Annotated in this window: 13 protein-coding genes and 2 pseudogenes; 9 read left to right on the forward strand and 6 right to left on the reverse strand. The window is 58.7% G+C overall.

Annotated elements, in window-relative coordinates; translation table 11 throughout:
- Positions 1-50: 50 nt before the first annotated feature.
- On the reverse strand, positions 51-947 hold the full coding sequence (locus tag QA640_RS06920) for an amidohydrolase family protein (RefSeq protein WP_283039981.1): 897 nt from the start codon (positions 945-947) through the stop codon (positions 51-53).
- 35 nt (positions 948-982) lie between these two features.
- The gene (locus QA640_RS06925; RefSeq protein WP_283039982.1) at positions 983-1750 is read right to left on the reverse strand and encodes an SDR family oxidoreductase; all 768 of its coding nucleotides are present in this window, start codon (positions 1748-1750) and stop codon (positions 983-985) included.
- A 331-nt stretch (positions 1751-2081) separates the two neighbouring features.
- Between QA640_RS06925 and QA640_RS06930 the strand changes: the two genes are divergently transcribed.
- The 7 genes from QA640_RS06930 to QA640_RS06960 all read left to right on the forward strand — a co-directional run bounded on the left by QA640_RS06930 (position 2082) and on the right by QA640_RS06960 (position 9679).
- Positions 2082-3068, forward strand: a complete 987-nt coding sequence (locus QA640_RS06930; RefSeq protein WP_283039983.1) for a substrate-binding domain-containing protein — start codon at positions 2082-2084, stop codon at positions 3066-3068.
- Between the two features lie 58 nt (positions 3069-3126).
- Positions 3127-4647 (forward strand): sugar ABC transporter ATP-binding protein, encoded by a 1521-nt coding sequence (locus tag QA640_RS06935; RefSeq protein ID WP_283039984.1) that lies wholly within the window; start codon positions 3127-3129, stop codon positions 4645-4647.
- On the forward strand, positions 4644-5624 hold the full coding sequence (locus QA640_RS06940; RefSeq protein WP_283039985.1) for an ABC transporter permease: 981 nt from the start codon (positions 4644-4646) through the stop codon (positions 5622-5624). Before QA640_RS06935 ends, QA640_RS06940 begins: the two co-directional genes overlap by 4 nt.
- Positions 5625-5813: 189 nt before the next feature.
- Entirely contained in the window at positions 5814-7409 is a 1596-nt protein-coding gene (locus QA640_RS06945) for a GMC family oxidoreductase (RefSeq protein WP_349253743.1), read from the forward strand.
- Positions 7410-7421: 12 nt separating this feature from the next.
- On the forward strand, positions 7422-7835 hold the full coding sequence (locus QA640_RS06950; protein WP_283039987.1) for a hypothetical protein: 414 nt from the start codon (positions 7422-7424) through the stop codon (positions 7833-7835).
- A gap of 171 nt (positions 7836-8006) precedes the next feature.
- Positions 8007-8756 (forward strand): electron transfer flavoprotein subunit beta/FixA family protein, encoded by a 750-nt coding sequence (locus tag QA640_RS06955; protein WP_283039988.1) that lies wholly within the window; start codon positions 8007-8009, stop codon positions 8754-8756.
- Positions 8753-9679 carry an FAD-binding protein gene (locus tag QA640_RS06960; RefSeq protein WP_283039989.1) on the forward strand — a complete coding sequence of 309 codons (927 nt, stop codon included), beginning with the start codon at positions 8753-8755 and terminating at the stop codon, positions 9677-9679. Before QA640_RS06955 ends, QA640_RS06960 begins: the two co-directional genes overlap by 4 nt.
- 78 nt (positions 9680-9757) lie before the next feature.
- Here QA640_RS06960 and QA640_RS06965 read toward each other — a convergent pair whose 3' ends face one another.
- Positions 9758-10642 (reverse strand): NAD(P)-dependent oxidoreductase, encoded by an 885-nt coding sequence (locus tag QA640_RS06965; protein WP_283039990.1) that lies wholly within the window; start codon positions 10640-10642, stop codon positions 9758-9760.
- A gap of 93 nt (positions 10643-10735) precedes the next feature.
- Positions 10736-11581, reverse strand: coding sequence for a CoA ester lyase (locus QA640_RS06970; RefSeq protein ID WP_283039991.1), 846 nt, complete (start codon positions 11579-11581; stop codon positions 10736-10738).
- A gap of 224 nt (positions 11582-11805) precedes the next feature.
- Between QA640_RS06970 and QA640_RS06975 the strand changes: the two genes are divergently transcribed.
- Together QA640_RS06975 and QA640_RS06980 are read left to right on the forward strand one after the other, a co-directional pair.
- Positions 11806-12954 (forward strand): CaiB/BaiF CoA-transferase family protein, encoded by a 1149-nt coding sequence (locus QA640_RS06975; protein ID WP_283039992.1) that lies wholly within the window; start codon positions 11806-11808, stop codon positions 12952-12954.
- A 1066-nt stretch (positions 12955-14020) separates the two neighbouring features.
- Positions 14021-14158, forward strand: a pseudogene (locus QA640_RS06980) (CoA transferase); the annotation flags it as partial.
- Between the two features lie 71 nt (positions 14159-14229).
- On the opposite strand, the pseudogene QA640_RS06985 reads toward QA640_RS06980, so the two are convergent.
- Together QA640_RS06985 and citF are read right to left on the reverse strand one after the other, a co-directional pair.
- Positions 14230-14477 (reverse strand): annotated as a pseudogene (locus QA640_RS06985) (fumarate hydratase); the annotation flags it as partial.
- A gap of 69 nt (positions 14478-14546) precedes the next feature.
- Positions 14547-16139, reverse strand: coding sequence for a citrate lyase subunit alpha (citF, locus tag QA640_RS06990; protein WP_283039993.1), 1593 nt, complete (start codon positions 16137-16139; stop codon positions 14547-14549).
- Positions 16140-16414: the final 275 nt, after the last annotated feature.

The raw sequence follows: 16414 nt of genomic DNA on the forward strand, positions 1-16414 counted from the left end.
CCGCAGATTCTTATTGTCGCGGCAGTCCGCCGATGCTCGCGGCCTCGATGTCAAAGTCGATAGACCCGCAGCGCGTTATCGTGAAAGAGCTTCTTCTTGTCGGTATCGGATAAGTCCTTCACGATTTCGAAGAAAGCCTCATAGATTCGGTCGAAGCTGGCGTAGATCTTGTCGACTGGGAAGTTGCTTGCGAACATGCACCGATCGGCCCCAAAATAGTCGATCGTCTTGAGGACGAACGGCCGAATGCTTGCAACCGTCCAGTCCGGGTCGACCATTCCGAGGCCTGAGATCTTGGCATGGACGCTTGGAACGGACGCCAGTGCCCGCATGCCGTCTTGCCATGTCTGAATGCCTTCCGCATCCCGCTGAAGAGGCATTCCGGTATGGTTCAGGATGATGGTCGTGTCCTCGTGGTCACGGGCGACGCGGGCTGCGTCCATCATCTGGTGAGGATAGAGCTGAAGATCGAAAGAGAAGTCATACTTCTTCAGCAGGCCAAAACCCTTTAACCACTTCGGGTCTCGCAGCAGGTCCGAACGTTCGATGAAGCTGTAGCGAGGATCCTGATGCCAGTTGAGGATCTGGCGAATCCCCCGGACCGCCTTGCTTTTCGCGTGGCTTGCAAGAACGATATCGACATTGTCGGCCTCGAGATCGGCGTGCGCAACGATGGCAGTCGGGAAGCCTGTCTTGTTCTTCATGTCCTGAAGCCAACATGTCTCGGCGAGAATGTCGGCCGAGAGCGCGTCGAGATGGACGTCTTTCACGATATTCCATCGTTTGGAATCCTCGCGATAGTCCGCGAGTGAGTAGGATTTCATGATGGACCGGAGGCTACCTGCGATCGGAGCCACAGGCTCGCCGGTTTGGCAAAGCCAGGGATAGGAATACTTTTCGAGATCCCAAAGGTGATGATGGGGGTCGATAATGGCGCTGACGGACATGACGTCTCTCCAATCGGAACGGTTCTAACTATGGGTCAACCGGCAACGTATCCGCCATCAACCATGAGAATGTGGCCGGTGATAAAGGCGGCGTCGTCACTTGCCAGGAAAACCAAGGCTTTCGCGACTTCGTCAGGTTCGGCCCAACGCTTCATCGGATGCGCGGCTTTCACGGCATCCGCGCCAGCCTTCGGGTCGGGAAGGCCATTCAGATATCGCGTGAGGAACGGCGTATTGATCGCGCCCGGACCGACGGCGTTGACGCGGACGCCCGACCCGGCATACTCAACGGCTAGTTGCCGGACGAACTGCAGAACGGCGCCTTTCGAAGCGCAGTAAGCGGCCTGAGAGGGTAGTCCGACGACGCTGGAGATGGAGCCGGTCGCCGTAATCGATCCCTTCTTGGCGGCGATCATGTTTGGAAGAGCGCGCTTCGCAGTCAGGAAAAAGGATTTCGCGTTTCCCGCGAGGACAGCATCCCAGTCTTGCTCGCTGGTTTCGTGCAGCGCCTTGGCAATCATGTAGCCGGCATTGCTGATGAGGGCTTGAACAGCGCCAAACTTGTCCTCGCCAGCACTGAAGATCTTCTCGACATCGACGTTCTTCGAGACGTCGCCGGTGACCGTCGTTATCCGGGCGCCGGAGAATTGCCTATTCAGGTCATGGACCTGATCGGCAATGTCCGTCGCGATGATCTTGGCATCGTTCTCGGCGAGTTGACGGACGACTTCGATGCCGACGCCCCCGGCAGCTCCCGTCACGAGTACGACGCAATCCTTCATACCATTCCCTTTTGCCTGCATGAGCTAGTCCTCCCAAAGGTTAGTGTGAGGATGCGACGTAATCCCAGGTGGTGTGCAGGCAGCTAGACTGCATTCATTCTGATGGCAATTGGTACTGGCTATGGCCGCCTGCCAGCGGTCGGTGCCAGCGATATCAAATTCTAATCGGTGCCAGAGCGTAGGGATAATTGCCGATCGGGGGATCCAATCGCCATGCTCCAGACCTGTCGGCTTTGAGATAGGCAGCTGGCGTCATTGCCATGAGGTATGGCGCCGCCGCTGCCAGAACAGACCGGCCGGACGAGCCGACGTTGGCTCGGAGAAAAATATTCCTTTGCATAGGGAGGTGGGAATGACTGTTAGCAAGCGTGACGTATTGAAGTTTTCGACACTGCTCGGAGCGTCCGTTCTGGCATCGCCGTTCATTGGCAGGGCGATGGCCGCGGACAAGAAGTTCAAGCTCGGATATTCCCAGTTCTGGGGCACGAATACCTTCCTTCGCACACAGATCGCGGGCGCCCGGAAGGCGATGGGCGAATGGGAAAAGAAGGGCGTGAAAGTTGAGCTGTTGGTGACCAACGGCGGCGACACCGATACCACCAAGCAGGTCGGCGATCTCGAAGACCTCTATACACAGAACATCGACGGTCTGCTGATCTTCCCCGGTGACTCGGTCGTTCTCGCCGATCCGGTCAAGAATATCTACAACAAGAACAAGATTCCGGTTGTCGTCACCGACATCGGCCTGAACTCGGGCGACTGGGTGACCTACGTTGTGACGGCGAACGAAATGGGCGGCCGCATGGCGGCGGATCGCATGGCCACGCTGGTGCCGAGGGGAGCCAAGGTCATCGTGTTCGATCATGGTCCGGCTGTGCAGTGCATCATCGACCGCAATCGCGGCTTCGAGCAGCGCGCCAAGGAGCTCGGCCTGACCGTCCTCCCTCGCAAGGTGATGAAGCTCTCGCTCGAGGACGGCCGGCGCACGATGGAAGATACGTTGACCGAGATCCCGGACATTGCCGGTGTCTTCTTCCAGAACCACGCGCCGACGATTGGTGCTGAGGCAACGCTCGAGGCAGCGAAGCGCCTGGACGTGAAGCTCGTCAACTTTGATACCGACCCCACGGCCTACCGCCTCGTCAAGGAAGGCAAGATCGCGGGCACGATCGTCCAGAACCCCTTCGAGATGGGCTATGTCGGCATGAGCTCGATGCTGTCGGCCCTGACCGGCGGAAAACCGGAGAAGCTGGTCGAGTTGCCGCCGAAACTGATGACCAAGGCGAACGCTGCCGAGTTCGTCAATGAACCGCAGGTCCTCGACGCCAAGGTCAATTGAAGCACGAACAGATCGTGGAGTGTCCGGCGAATGCCGGACACTCCGGACGGGGGAAACAATGGGTGACCTGGCGCTCGTCTGCAAAGACGTCAAGAAAACCTTCGGCAGCATCAAGGCTCTTCGAAGCGCGAGCTTCACGCTGGAAAAGGGGCAAGTGGTCGGACTCGTCGGGGAGAACGGAGCAGGCAAGAGCACCCTTCTCAAGATTCTCGCCGGCGTGTACCAGGCAGATTCTGCCGAGAGCATCAAGTTGCTCGGGAAAGATTACAGCCCGCATAATGCGATCGACGCCCTCAAGCGCGGCATTGTGACCATCCACCAGGACATCAATCTTGTGGAAGGAATGACCGTCGCGGAGAACATTTTCCTGAACAATGAGCCGACGGGTCGTCTCGGCGTTCTTACGGCCGGCAGCCTTAACGCCAAAGCGCAGGAGCTTCTCGACCACTATGGAATCGAGGTCGACGCCCGTCAGCAGGTCAGCCGGCTGCCGAACGACCTGAAGAAGATGGTGCAAATCATCAAGGCGATGACTTGGAGGCCGACCATCCTGCTGATGGATGAGCCCACGTCCTCGCTGACCGCAACCGAGGTCGACGTCGTTCTCAAGCTCATTACTGAGCTGTCTCGCAGAGGCGTCGCAATTGTCTTCGTTTCCCATTACCTGTCCGAAGTATTTCAGATCTGCGACACGATTACGATACTGCGCGACGGCCAGACCATCGCCAATCTGCAGAAGGAGTCTACCTCCATTCCGGAGGTCGTGCAGCATATGCTCGGACGTAAGCTGGTCGAAGTAGACGCCAGGAGCAGGCGAGGTGCAGTCGCGAGCAATGACGTGCTTCTGTCGGTCCGGGGGCTGAGTGTATCCGGGATGCTGCACGATGTTTCGTTCGACCTTCATCGCGGGGAGATCCTGGGCTTCACCGGTTTAACGGGCTCGGGTCTCACGGAGCTCGCAAAGACCTTGTTCGGCGTCGAGGGATATCGGCCGTCCAAGGGGACGATCGCGGTCCGTGGTGACACAAAGAGCAATTGGAATCCTGGTAAGGCCATCAAGGAAGGGGTTGCCCTGTTGACCGGTGACCGGTTGCGCGAAGGGATTCTGCCGGATTTCACCATCGCGGAGAATGTTGGGCTTCCCATCATCGGCAAGTTACGCAATGCACTGGGCTTGCTGTCGAGGAGCAAGATTGACGCAATGGGAACACGGTGCGTCCGTGAGCTCAACGTTAAGACGCCGAGCGCGCATGTTCCGATTAGGACCCTAAGTGGTGGAAACCAGCAGAAGGTGCTGATTGCGAAGTGGCTGGAAACGCGCCCCAAAATTTTCATTCTGGATGATCCGACAGTCGGTATCGACGTCGGCTCCAAGGACGAGATCAGAAAGATCATCGAACGCATAGCCTCCGAAGGCGTCGGAGTCATCATAATCAGCACCGAGATGCCGGACATCGAGAAGCTCTGTGACCGGGCTATCGTGATGTTCCGAGGCACCATCGTCGGCGAGTTTGCCGGCGCGCAGTTGGAGCACAATCGAATTCTCGAAACTTCGGTCAGTGGGAGGAAAGCTGCATGAGCACATACACGCTAGAGGCTGGGCGTTCGAACTTGCAGGAGAACATTCGACGCTCTTACGGTCTCATCCAGTCCGTGGCTGTCCCGCTCGTTCTGATCGTGGTGATGTCGATCGTCTCACCGCGATTCGCGTCCGTGACAAACGTTCAGAACCTGATGGCTCAGATGTCGGCCGCGCTTATCGTGGCTGCAGGCATGACCATCGTGATGATAAACGGCGAGTTCGATATCAGCGTGGGTGCCGTCCTGGCGCTGACGGCATCCATTGCCGGCAAGCTGATGCCCGAGATCGGAATCACGGCAACGTTTGCGCTTGCGCTTGTGGTGGGCCCGCTTTTCGGTCTTTTCGCCGGCGTTGTCGTGACAAAGTTCGGCATTCCGTCGTTCATAACTACGCTCGGAACTATGATGATCGCCCGAAGCCTGGCATTCGTGACAACCCAGGGGCAGGTCGTATCCAATGTCCCGGAAGCGTTCAGGATCATCGGACTTGGTCGGCCCTTGGGTATCCCCATGCCCTTCATCATTGCGATCCTAACGATTTTGGCCGGCTACGTCCTGCTCAATCACACGGCCTTCGGTAAGAAGGTATACGCCATCGGCGCGAATCGAAACGTGGCTGCACTGTCGGGAATCAACGTGGATCGGATCAAGATCATTTGTCTGATGATCTGCGGCCTTTGCGCGTCCTTTGCCGGGATGGTTCTGCTGGCGCGTATCGGATCGATCCAGGCCGACACGGCCCGCGGATTGGAATTCGAAGTGATTGCCGGCGTCGTGATCGGAGGTGTCAGCCTCAGCGGCGGCCAAGGCAATATCCTGCGGGTGATCATCGGTGTCGTGGTCATAGCGCTGATCAGGAACTTCCTCAATCTCGCTCGCATCGACATCTTCTGGCAGGACTTCGCGACCGGCTCGATTATTCTTGCCGCAGTCCTGTTGGACGCCCTCCAGAAGCGTATTGCGGGATCGCGTTGAGCAACCGATTGGGAGGGCCCTGCGCGGGAATCGGGGCGAATACGCGCAGGGCCCGATGAAAAGAACTTGCGGGCGACACACCGCTATCAGGACAGCCGTTTGAAAAATGCCGTCGACGCGTAAGCGTTGATTTGGAACGAGGAGGATGCCGTGAATACAGGCACGAAGGACATTGTGGACGCCGTTATCGTGGGCTCCGGACCGAGTGGCGCGATAGCGGCTCGCCGGCTGGCGGAGGCGGGATTGTCCGTCGTTTGCCTCGAGCAGGGCGAGTACCCGAACTACACGTCGATCAATTTCGACGAGCCGACATTCGAGCTCAAAAGGGACCAGGTGTTCAGCTGGTACCCGAACAGGCGTATGAATGCGGCCGACTATCCGATCAATGACGAGGAGTCCGACGTTGCGCCGTTCATGTGGAATGGCGTTGGAGGAAGTTCAGTGATCTACGCCGCGGCGTGGCATCGCTTTCAGCCGAGCAATTTCCGCGTGAAGACCTTGGATGGGGTCGGTGCGGACTGGCCGCTGACCTATGATGACCTGGCTCCGTACTATGCGCGGGCGGAGGAGCAGATGTCCGTGTCGGGAGTGGGTGGAGATCCATCCTATCCGCCGTTCGATCCACCACTCCCGCCCATGCCGATAGGCGTGATCGACAAAAAACTATTCGCTGCTCACAAGCGTCTGGGGTGGCATATTTGGCCTGGCACGAACGCCATTGCCACGGTGAAGCACAACGGCATGAACCCGTGCGTGCGGCGCGGTGCATGCATGGCTCCGGCCTGTTTCGACGGAGCGAAGGGGTCTGTCGACCGGACGCATTGGCCCACCAACATCAAGCTCGGTGTGAAGCTCGTGCAGCGGGCGCGCGTGTCACGGGTCGAAACTGACGCATCGGGTCTCGCGACCGGCGTCACCTATATTGATCGCGAGACCGGCAAGATGCATTTTCAGGCGGGGCGGATCGTCATTGTCAGTGCCAACGGTATCGGCAGCCCGCGGATCCTGTTGAACTCGCATAGTGCGAAGTTCCCCAAAGGGCTCGCCAATAGCTCCGATATGGTCGGACGCCACTTGATGATGCACCCCCACGGCATGGTGATGGGTCTGTTTGATGATCACTTCGACAGTTGGCAGGGTCCGACCGGACAGAGAGCCTATTCGCAGCAATTCACGGAGACGCAGCCCGGTGTCGGGTTCGTACGCGGCGCAAAGTGGCAGCTCATGGGTACGGGCGGACCGCTCGGGACGATCGGCGTCTGGCCGTGGGGTAAGCGCGCGGGCTGGGGCGCGGAATTCCACAAGACCGTTTACAAGCGGTTCGGTCGCTCCGCGATGTGGTCTATCATCGGCGAAGATCTGCCGAATCCCGAAAACAGGGTCGTGATCGATCCGGCCTTGAAGGATGCGGACGGAATTCCAGCGCCGAAGGTCATCTACCGGTGCGACGACAATTCCCGGAAGCTGGTCAAATGGCACGAGGAGCACGCCGCGATCTCGATGCGCGAGGCGGGGGCGTACGAGACCGTTATCGCGCCGGACTCGCGTGAAACAGGCTGGCACATTCTCGGGTCGGTTCGCATGGGGGCGGACCCCGCGACATCGGTGGTCGATGGATTCGGACGCGCCCACGATGTCCCGAATTTGTTTGTGATGGACGGCAGCGTGATGCCGACATCAGGGCCGGTGAATCCAACCGGAACCGTGGCCGCACTCGCCCTGCGCAATGCCGAAGCGATCGTGAACAGCCGTCGCGATCAGAAAGTCTCATCGAAAGTCGCCTGAGGAGCACCTTTCATGTCCACTACATACGAAGACGTTCGCGCTCAGCTGGGGTGGCTGTGCGATGCCATGATCCCGGGGGACAATGAACTCGGCATGCCTTCCGCGAGGGCCGCCGGCGTTCTGGAGACGCTGCTGCCGCGCGCATTGAAGGCACGCCCGGATCTCGCGCCACGGTTCTACGAGATCGTCTCCAAGCTGCCTGCGGAGAAGCCTCGCGATCCGCTCGCGTTTGTCAATGCTATCCCGGTCGAGGAAATGGACGTCGTCGGTCGGTTCGTCGCGGGTGCGTATTTTTCGGGGGAAGAGGTATCCAAGAATCTCGGGTTCACCGGCTTCCAGGCGCTTCCCATGAATCCCGACTACGACGAGATCATGGAGACGGTCGGGCCCATCATTGCCCGCGGACCTTGCTACGTTAAGGTCTAGGTCAAGTCGCTTCGGACCTTGAAGGGGGCAGGCCGTCGTCCACGTGCGGCTGGCCTGCCGTTGCTCCAAACCGGGCTTGTCGCCAAGTGCATCGAGAGCAGGCGATCGAAAAGTCGTTCTGGCGCACATCTCAGTCCAAACTGTCAAGAAAAGATCGGGAGAATTCGATCGATGAAGATTCTCGTCGCGGTGAAGCGCGTCGTCGATTTCAATGTCGTAATCCGTGTTAAGCTCGACGGTTCAGGCGTGGAGATCGGCAACGCGAAGATGTCGATGAACCCCTTCGATGAGATCGGCGTGGAGGAGGCGGTGCGCCTCAAGGAAGCCGGAAAGGCCACCGAAGTGGTGGTTGTTTCGATGGGCCCTGCCCAGGTCCAGGAGACGCTACGCACGGCGCTGGCCATGGGGGCCGACCGGGCCATTCTGGTCAAGCACGAGGACTATGTGGAGCCGCTCGGCGTGGCCAAGGTGCTCAAGGAAATGGTTACGGCCGAAAAACCCGACATCGTGATTTTGGGTAAGCAAGCCATTGACGATGACTGCAATCAAACCGGCCAAATGCTTGCCGCGTTGCTGGGTTGGCCACAAGGTACGTTCGCCTCGAAGATCGACATAGAGGATTCGACTTTGACCGTCGTGCGCGAGGCGGATGGCGGCCTGCAGACCGTCAGGCTCAGGATGCCGACCATAGTTACGACGGATCTCCGGCTCAACGAGCCGCGCTATGCATCGCTGCCCAACATCATGAAGGCAAAGAAGAAGCCATGCGACGAAATGACTCCGGCAGACTACGGGGTAGATGTTAAACCGCGCCTCAAACTGATCAAGATAGAGGAGCCGTTAAGGCGGCAGGCAGGCGTGAAGGTAAGTTCGGCGAGCGAGCTCGCAGCAAAGCTCAAGGAAACGGGTGCGATCCGATGACCGTTCTACTCATCGCGGAACATGACAACGCGTCGCCGAAAGAAGCTACTCACAAGGCACTGTCCGCGGCCGCCAAGGTGGGTGGCGATATTCACGTACTCGTGGCGGGTTACCGGGCCGCAGCAGCGGCGGAGCATGCGGCAAAATTGACCGGCGTGGCGAGGGTTCTGCATATCGACGCTGCGGAGCTCGAGCGTCCGTTGGCTGAGTCCATGGCGGCGAATATAGTCGCGCTTGCCGCCGATTACGATCACATCGTCGCGCCGGCCACCAACAACGGCAAGAACTACATGCCGCGCGTGGCCGCGATGCTCGATGTGATGCAAGTGTCTGAAGTGTCGGACGTGAAGGCTGCCGACATATTTGTCCGACTGATTTATGCGGGCAACGCCATCCAGACGGTCCAAGCGACCGACGCGAAGAAAGTGATCACGGTGCGTATCGCCTCCTTTCCGCCGGCAAGCGAGACCGGGAACGCCGTCGTCGAGCGTAAAGAGGCCGTTGCTCATCCGGGCCTATCCTCCTACGTGGGCGAAACCATTTCTCGATCGGACCTACCTGAACTTACTTCGGCCAAGGTTGTCATCTCGGGCGGACGGGGCATGCAGTCCGGCGAAAATTTCAAACTGCTCGAAGCGGTGGCGCGGAAATTGAACGCCGCGGTGGGCGCGTCTCGTGCGGCCGTCGATGCGGGCTTCGTGTCGAACGATTATCAGGTTGGGCAAACCGGCAAAGTGGTGGCACCCGAACTCTACATTGCGGTTGGCATTTCCGGCGCCATACAGCACCTCGCGGGCATGAAGGACTCCAAGATTATCGCGGCGATCAACAATGATCAGGATGCGCCCATTTTTCAGGTGGCGGACTTCGGCCTGGTTGCCGATCTATTCGAGGCATTGCCCGAACTGGAAAAGGCACTCTGAGGATGCTGGAGTATTGCGGTGAAGAAGGGACGGATAAGTCCCTTCTTTCAGGCGAGGCGCTGAAAGCCTCGGCATCGATCATGTTATAACGTGCTTCTGAAGCAATGTGGCTTGCTGGGGCATGTATGCGTTTCCTTCGCCGCAGCGAACCAAACCATCGAGGGTGTGATAGATACCAGCGGCGATCAAATGCGAAGCGCCGAGTTCATCAGCCATCTGATTGTAGTAGGAAAAATCCTTGCAAGCATTTGCCACGGTGAAGCGAAGTTGCTCTGTTTGTTCCTTTTGAATGTAAGGAATGAGCCGATCGAGCGCGACGCCGGCGCCGCCACCGCGACTCAAGCAGTCCACAAGTGCGCCCATTGAGACGCCGCCCTTAGCGGCGCAGGCCACGGCTTCCGTGATCAATGTGACGGTGCCGAGAGACACAAAATTGTGCAGCAGCTTGAGCTGGTGCCCTGACCCGACGCCGCCGGCGTAAAAGATGTTTTCCGCGAATGAAGATAGTAGAGGGTGCAAGGACTCGACCACAGCGGCGTCCCCACCAACCAAGAGGTTGAGCCGGCCCTCTTCGGCCTCCTTCGGAGTGCGCGTCATTGGAGCGTCGACAAAGTGGCAGCCTTTTGCGGAGACCAATTCGGCCAACCTGATCGTTGAGCTCGGAATTGCTGTCGAGCAGTCGATAACAGTTGTACCGGGGCGGAGCGCATCAAGTACGGCGCCGCTCCCCGTCAGGACATCCTCAACTTGAGGAGTGCCCGTAACGCATAGGATGAGAACGTCGGATGTTCTCGTGAGGTCTGACGCCGAAGGCCGCCCCACCGCGCCCTTAGCATCGAGATCGTCCGTCGGTTGGTTGCCCGCGTGTCTTAGATAACTGGTCTTCCAGCCTCGGAGGAGAAGATTCTTGGCAATGCCGTGGCCCATCAGGCCGATCCCGATAATACCTATCTGTTTCTCCATATCTGCTCCTCTCTGGCGGCGAAGGTCGCCGCAATCTTTCCTCGCATTCTTTGGTTCGCCGGTCGGTCCTTTACGGGCGGGCTCGCGGATGAACTACGATGTCGAGGGCGATCTGCACGCAACGGCGTCGATCCGGCGATGTATTCGATCGTGGTCCTCAGCAATGCGTCTCGCGGCCTCGACAACCGGCGCATCCACCATCGTCCCGTCGACGCCGTGGGCGTCACCGCGGCCTGCCGCGAGAACCGCGCGGGCATGCTCAAGATCCGCTGCCGGAGGGGCCATGCCGCGTAGCGCCGGCACGACTTGCTTCGGGTGGATCAGCAATTTGCCCCGAAAGCCGAGCTCTCGCGCCACGGAGGCATCGGACTCAATTTCTGACTCGTCTCCTATCGAAGTTGTCACACCGTCCAGAGGCGCGGCCGCACGCGAAAGGGCCGAGGCAAATACGAGTTCCGACCGGGCCGCCAGCAGGGCGCGCGTCGAATGAACGGCTCCGATCGAATTCGCATAGTCGATCGATCCGAACGCCACTCGGGTGCATAGAGGTGCGAGATGGCGAGCGTTGGCGATGCCTGTAGCCGTCTCAACTAAACCAATCGTGAAGCGACCCGGCAGCAGGTCAGCGAGGCGTGAGACGTCCTCGCATTGCTCCGTTTTGGCGAGCATGATGCCGATCGAGCTCGGCAGATCCTCAAGGAGACGAACATCTTCATCGTGATCCGCCGTTCGAGGTCCGTTCACGCGGATGATGACCTCGCCGGGAAGTGCCTGCGTTGGCAGGAGGGCGCGCAATGTTCTCCGGGCACTGGCGCGATCATGTGCCGCAACTGCATCTTCGAGATCGATCACGATCGCATCGGCGCCGGAAGAAGCCGCCTTGTAGAAGCGTTCGGGCCTCGTGGCGGGAATGAACAAGGCAAGAAATGGATCGCTCATCGTGATGTCCCACCCAAAGGCGTCGTGGCGAGGTTCGGGCAGCGTTAAGCATCCGCTTCTGCGACCGCAACACTGAATCGTTGACGACTGATATTGCGAAAACCAATGGCTGAAAGCCGCGAGACTCTCGATAAGGTAAGTCAATGGCACCCATCGGCACAATGCCGTTGCGGAGGAGGCAATTGGGCCACAGTCTTCAGCTACAGCAATGGAGGCAACGCACAATGACGGATCTCTCTAACATCATTGTTGTTGCCGTCGAGCATGCCGTCGCCGCACCCTATGCATCCGGCAAGCTCGCTGACGTCGGCGCGAGGGTGATCAAGGTCGAGCGGCCGGGGGGAGACTTTGCCCGGACATATGATGCGCTCGTGAATGGCCAGAGCGCCTACTTCGTCTGGCTTAATCGCGGAAAGGAATCGATCGCTCTGGACTTGAAAGTGACCGAAGATAAGGCGCTGCTCAAGAACATGCTGAGGCGGGCCGATGTTTTCATCCAAAATCTAGGTCCCGGGGTGATCGAATCGCTCGGTTTCAGTGCCGATGAACTCCTGATGCTCAATCCACGGTTGGTCGTTTGCAATATCAGCGGCTATGGCCGCGAGGGGCCAAGAAGCGAGCAGAAGGCCTATGACCTCCTGATTCAGGCAGAAACTGGCCTTTGCGCGGTCAATGGGATCGGCGATGAACCCGCGCGTGTTGGCGTTTCCGTCTGCGACATCGCGGCCGGCATGACCGCCTATCAGGCAATCCTTGAAGGCTTGCTGGGGCGCTCGAGGTCCGGCAAGGGCCGTGTGATCGACGTCTCCCTCTATCACGCGATGGCCGATTGGATGAACGTTCCCTTTCTGCAGCACAAATACGGGCAGTTCACGCCACTGCGACTTGGGCTAAGGCATCCGTCCATTGTTCCGTACGGGAAGTTCGCGTGCCGCGATGGCAAGGACGTCCTGATATCGGTGCAAAACGAGCGTGAATGGAAGTCCTTATGTGCCGACGTGTTCGGAGCGCCGACGCAAGCGTTTGCTATGGGGTTCGAGAGCAATAAGGTTCGCGTCGAGAACCGAGCTCAGGTCGAGGCGTGGTGTGCCGAACAAATCGCAGAGCTTGATTCTGAGGAGTTCGTCTCGCGCCTGTCACGAGCGCGTATCGCGTTCGGACATTTTTCCGAACTCAAGGATCTGATCGACCACCCGCAAAACAAGTACATTACCGTGGCGACCGATAGCGGCGATATCGAGCTCCTGGCGCCTGGTAGTTCGGTCCGCGGCGAGTCGAAGTGCTTTGGCGGGGTTCCCAGCCTCAATCGCGACGGAAACAGAATAAGAGCCGAATTTTCGCCGGAGCGTGTCCGGGTCGCAAGCAATGCGTGATGCGAGCGATTCGGACCACGAGCTCTTTGGACAGTGGGTTCCAGGGATACTGCAATGTTCGTGTGGTACCAGACGGTCGGAGAAAAGGATCGTCTTCTTGCCGTTGACCACATCGGTACTTTCGGCTGGTCCCGGTGTTGCAAGTGGCGCAAGGGCTAGGCAGACAAGCCTTGGAGACGCATTTCTTGAAAGCGGCCTGATTGCGGCGCTGGCCTGCTTATCGTGCTAAAAGAGGCCATCGCGTGCCGGTTCAACGTGACGTCGACGTGGTTGAATTGGCCGCGCGCCTAAGTGCAATAAAGAAGCCCGGCGTAGGTGTGCCGGGCTCAAGTCAGTGGCACCCGGGAGGATGCACGGGAGAGACGGCGAGAAGATGCCAGCGAAATCGCTCCCGACCAATTAGTAAATCGTTCTCGTTGCGATAGTGCTTTGCAATACGTCCTCGCATTAGGTGCGCGTTCGCGGTGATCGGCATGGTGCCGAGCCGTCCAGGAGAATCGAGCCGATGGATGACGAGTTGCTTGCCGAGGGAGACTGCGCGGGAAGCCGATCCCTTCATCAAGCGGCGGCTCCTGGATCTCGCGGGCAACTACGAGCGCAGAATTCTCCAACGCCCGAGCGTCACTGTGCCTCCAAATACCTCAGTAGATAAACCAGACGCGCGATCGAACAGCTGATGGCCGAATGATCATGTGCTCCCGTCAGTCGGTGAGTGGCAGCATCGGACGAGAGATTGTGGCGTCGCGCATCGTCGCAGCACGGGTGTGAGGACGGCACGGGGCTTCGGTTTCTATCTCGGTGTGCCTGCTACTGTGGCTGTCGCGTGAAGACGCCAAAACTCCGGCGATATCGAAACTTCGGCCGTTTGATCGGCAAATCTGCATAATTGGCAAGATAAGTCTGATTGTTGGGGTCATCGAGCGAGACTAGATTGCGTCACTCCCGGGCCGGGCAGTTTTGGGTGGCCGGTTTTGACGAGCGCTGGAGGACGACGATGAACTACCAACTCTTGCAGGGACTTCACGTCGTGGAGAGCTCGGCGTTTATTGCCGCACCTCTCGCCGGTATGACCCTTTCGCAGTTCGGCGCAGATGTGATCCGAGTCGATATGCCCGGCGGCGGTATCGATTACACGCGTCAACCGATGATGCCGCGAGGCCGGAGCCTGTACTGGACCGGCCTCAACAAGGGAAAACGCTCGCTCGCGGTCGGCTTTCGCCGTCCAGAGGGACGAGAACTTGTCCAATCACTTGTGGTGGCCGCGGGTGATGGTGGCGCGTTCATACCGACTTTGACGAATGCACTGACCAGCCCCGTATCTTGGCAGAGGGGCCGCTTGCCGAGAGCGGACATACGCGAATTTACAAGATCTGAGCGATTGCGTCCTTTGCAGCAGGGCTTCTTTCGGTTTCATAGGCGTAGTTCAGGTGACGAATGTAGTCTGGCGGATGGTAGTAACAAATGTATTGGAGAGCGTCCGCGACGCTGCGAATGATGTCATCTTCGACAATGGGGGCCGTCATAATCAGTCCTCTCCTCGAGGAGGCATAAATGCACAAGTTCGACGGAAATTGTTCACTCGGAGATCCAGCCTAACCACGGTCGGGGCTTTCATCCCGTCGCCAGGTTTTCGTCGTTGACATCGTCGGTACGGCTCTTACGACGTCGATGACGGTGCCATCCCTGTATTCGACCACGGCGACGATCTTATCGTCTTCGACGGTAACCGCCTTCGGTGGTCCAGCCTTGCGTGTTGCCTCCTCCCATAATCGTTCGATGGAGACCAGAGGCACATTCGCGCATTTCAGGCGATCGAGCAGGTCGGTGCGCCGGGGATTGACCGCGACGCCGGACTCCGTGACGACGGCGTCGACCGTCTCCCCCGGTGTCGTCAACGTTTTGACGCGATCCACTATCTTCGGCACGCGCCCGGCGGTCAGTTGCGTGGTTATCAATGTGAGCTTGGATCCGGCAGCGGTATCCGCATGTCCACCAGATCCTCCGAGGATCATGGCTTCATTTCCGGTTGTTACGTTGACATTGAACGCAAGGTCGACTTCGGCGGCGCCAAGTATGACTGCGTCCAGCTGGTTCACGACACATCCGCGATTGTGCGGGTTGGCATACATTGAAGCCGACATCCCGTGATGAGCCGGGCTACGGCGGTAGGATGCCACAGCTTCGAGATCGAATGCCTGAACATCGAGCAGCGCACGAAACAAGCCCGCGTCGAACATTTGGACGATCCCGCCGGTGATGCCTCCGGAAGCGAAGCTGCCCTTCACCTTGCGACGCATCATGATGTCTCGAAGATAGGCCGCTGCGGCCAGCGACACTCCGCCGGCACCCGTCTGAAACGAGAAGCCCTCCTCCAGCAATCCCGATGCGTCGATTATCCTTGCTGCCGTTTCCGCGATCTGCAAACCAAGCGGGTTTGTCGTCAGACGAGTAGTCCCTGAGACGATCTGCTCGGGATCGCCGATCGAATCGACGGCGACGACGAAGTCGACACAGTCTTGCGAAATCTCAATCGGTGTTGCCGGATACGGGACCAGATTGTCCGTAATCGCAACGACTCGATCCGCGTATTGAACGTCAGAAACAGCATAGCCAAGCGGGCCGCAGGCAGCCCTGCCGTTGACACCATTGAGATTCCCGTATCCATCGGCGGTCGGCGCAGCAACGAATGCGACGTCAATGTGAAGTTCGCCGGACTCGATGCAGCGCGCGCGACCTCCATGCGTGAACATCAGCACGGGCTTGGCAAGCTCGCCCCTCGAGACCGCATCGGCAAGCGGTCCATAGATGGTACTTGCGGCCAATCCACTGACGACCTCGCGATGGATGTGGTTCACCAGAGGAGCATGGACGGGAAACAGCGCGCTTGCAGCTACCGTGATGTCTTTCAAACCCTTCGCGGCAATTTCCGAAAGTACCAAATTCAGGACACGATCGCCGTTGCGAAGATGATGATGGAACGAGATGGTCGCGCCATCGCGAAGTTCACACGCGTCGAGCGTCGCCCTAACACTTGGCAGCGTCTTTGAAACTCCACGTGACGGGCAACGAAGGACGGTCGCGGCTCGCGATATGGGGCCCGGCGCCTGCCATGCGCCGGCGAAGGGTTTCGCGTTGCCGTAGCCTTCTATGGCGCTGGGTACACCTCGTCCAAGGATGTCCGGCATCTGCAACTCCTATCGGGCAGTGCGCAGGTCTTGCATACACCCTCGCTTGGCCTCAGACCGTACCCATGCGCCGAAACCAAGGCGTGAGTTGCCATATCTAGTGCGTCGGAGAAATAGCGAATTCGCTTGAAGAGCTAGAGCAAATACCAATGGCTAGGATCAGTACGCGTTCGCACATTCTGAAGTCGATCGTGATCGGCTCGGTCTGGACTTGCGCGAATACAAGGCGCGTTTCGTGCGAGGCGGGTAGCAAAGGCTCGCATTAAGTGACAAAG

Origin of the sequence: Bradyrhizobium sp. CB82 (assembly GCF_029714405.1) — a bacterium.
GTDB lineage: Bacteria > Pseudomonadota > Alphaproteobacteria > Rhizobiales > Xanthobacteraceae > Bradyrhizobium.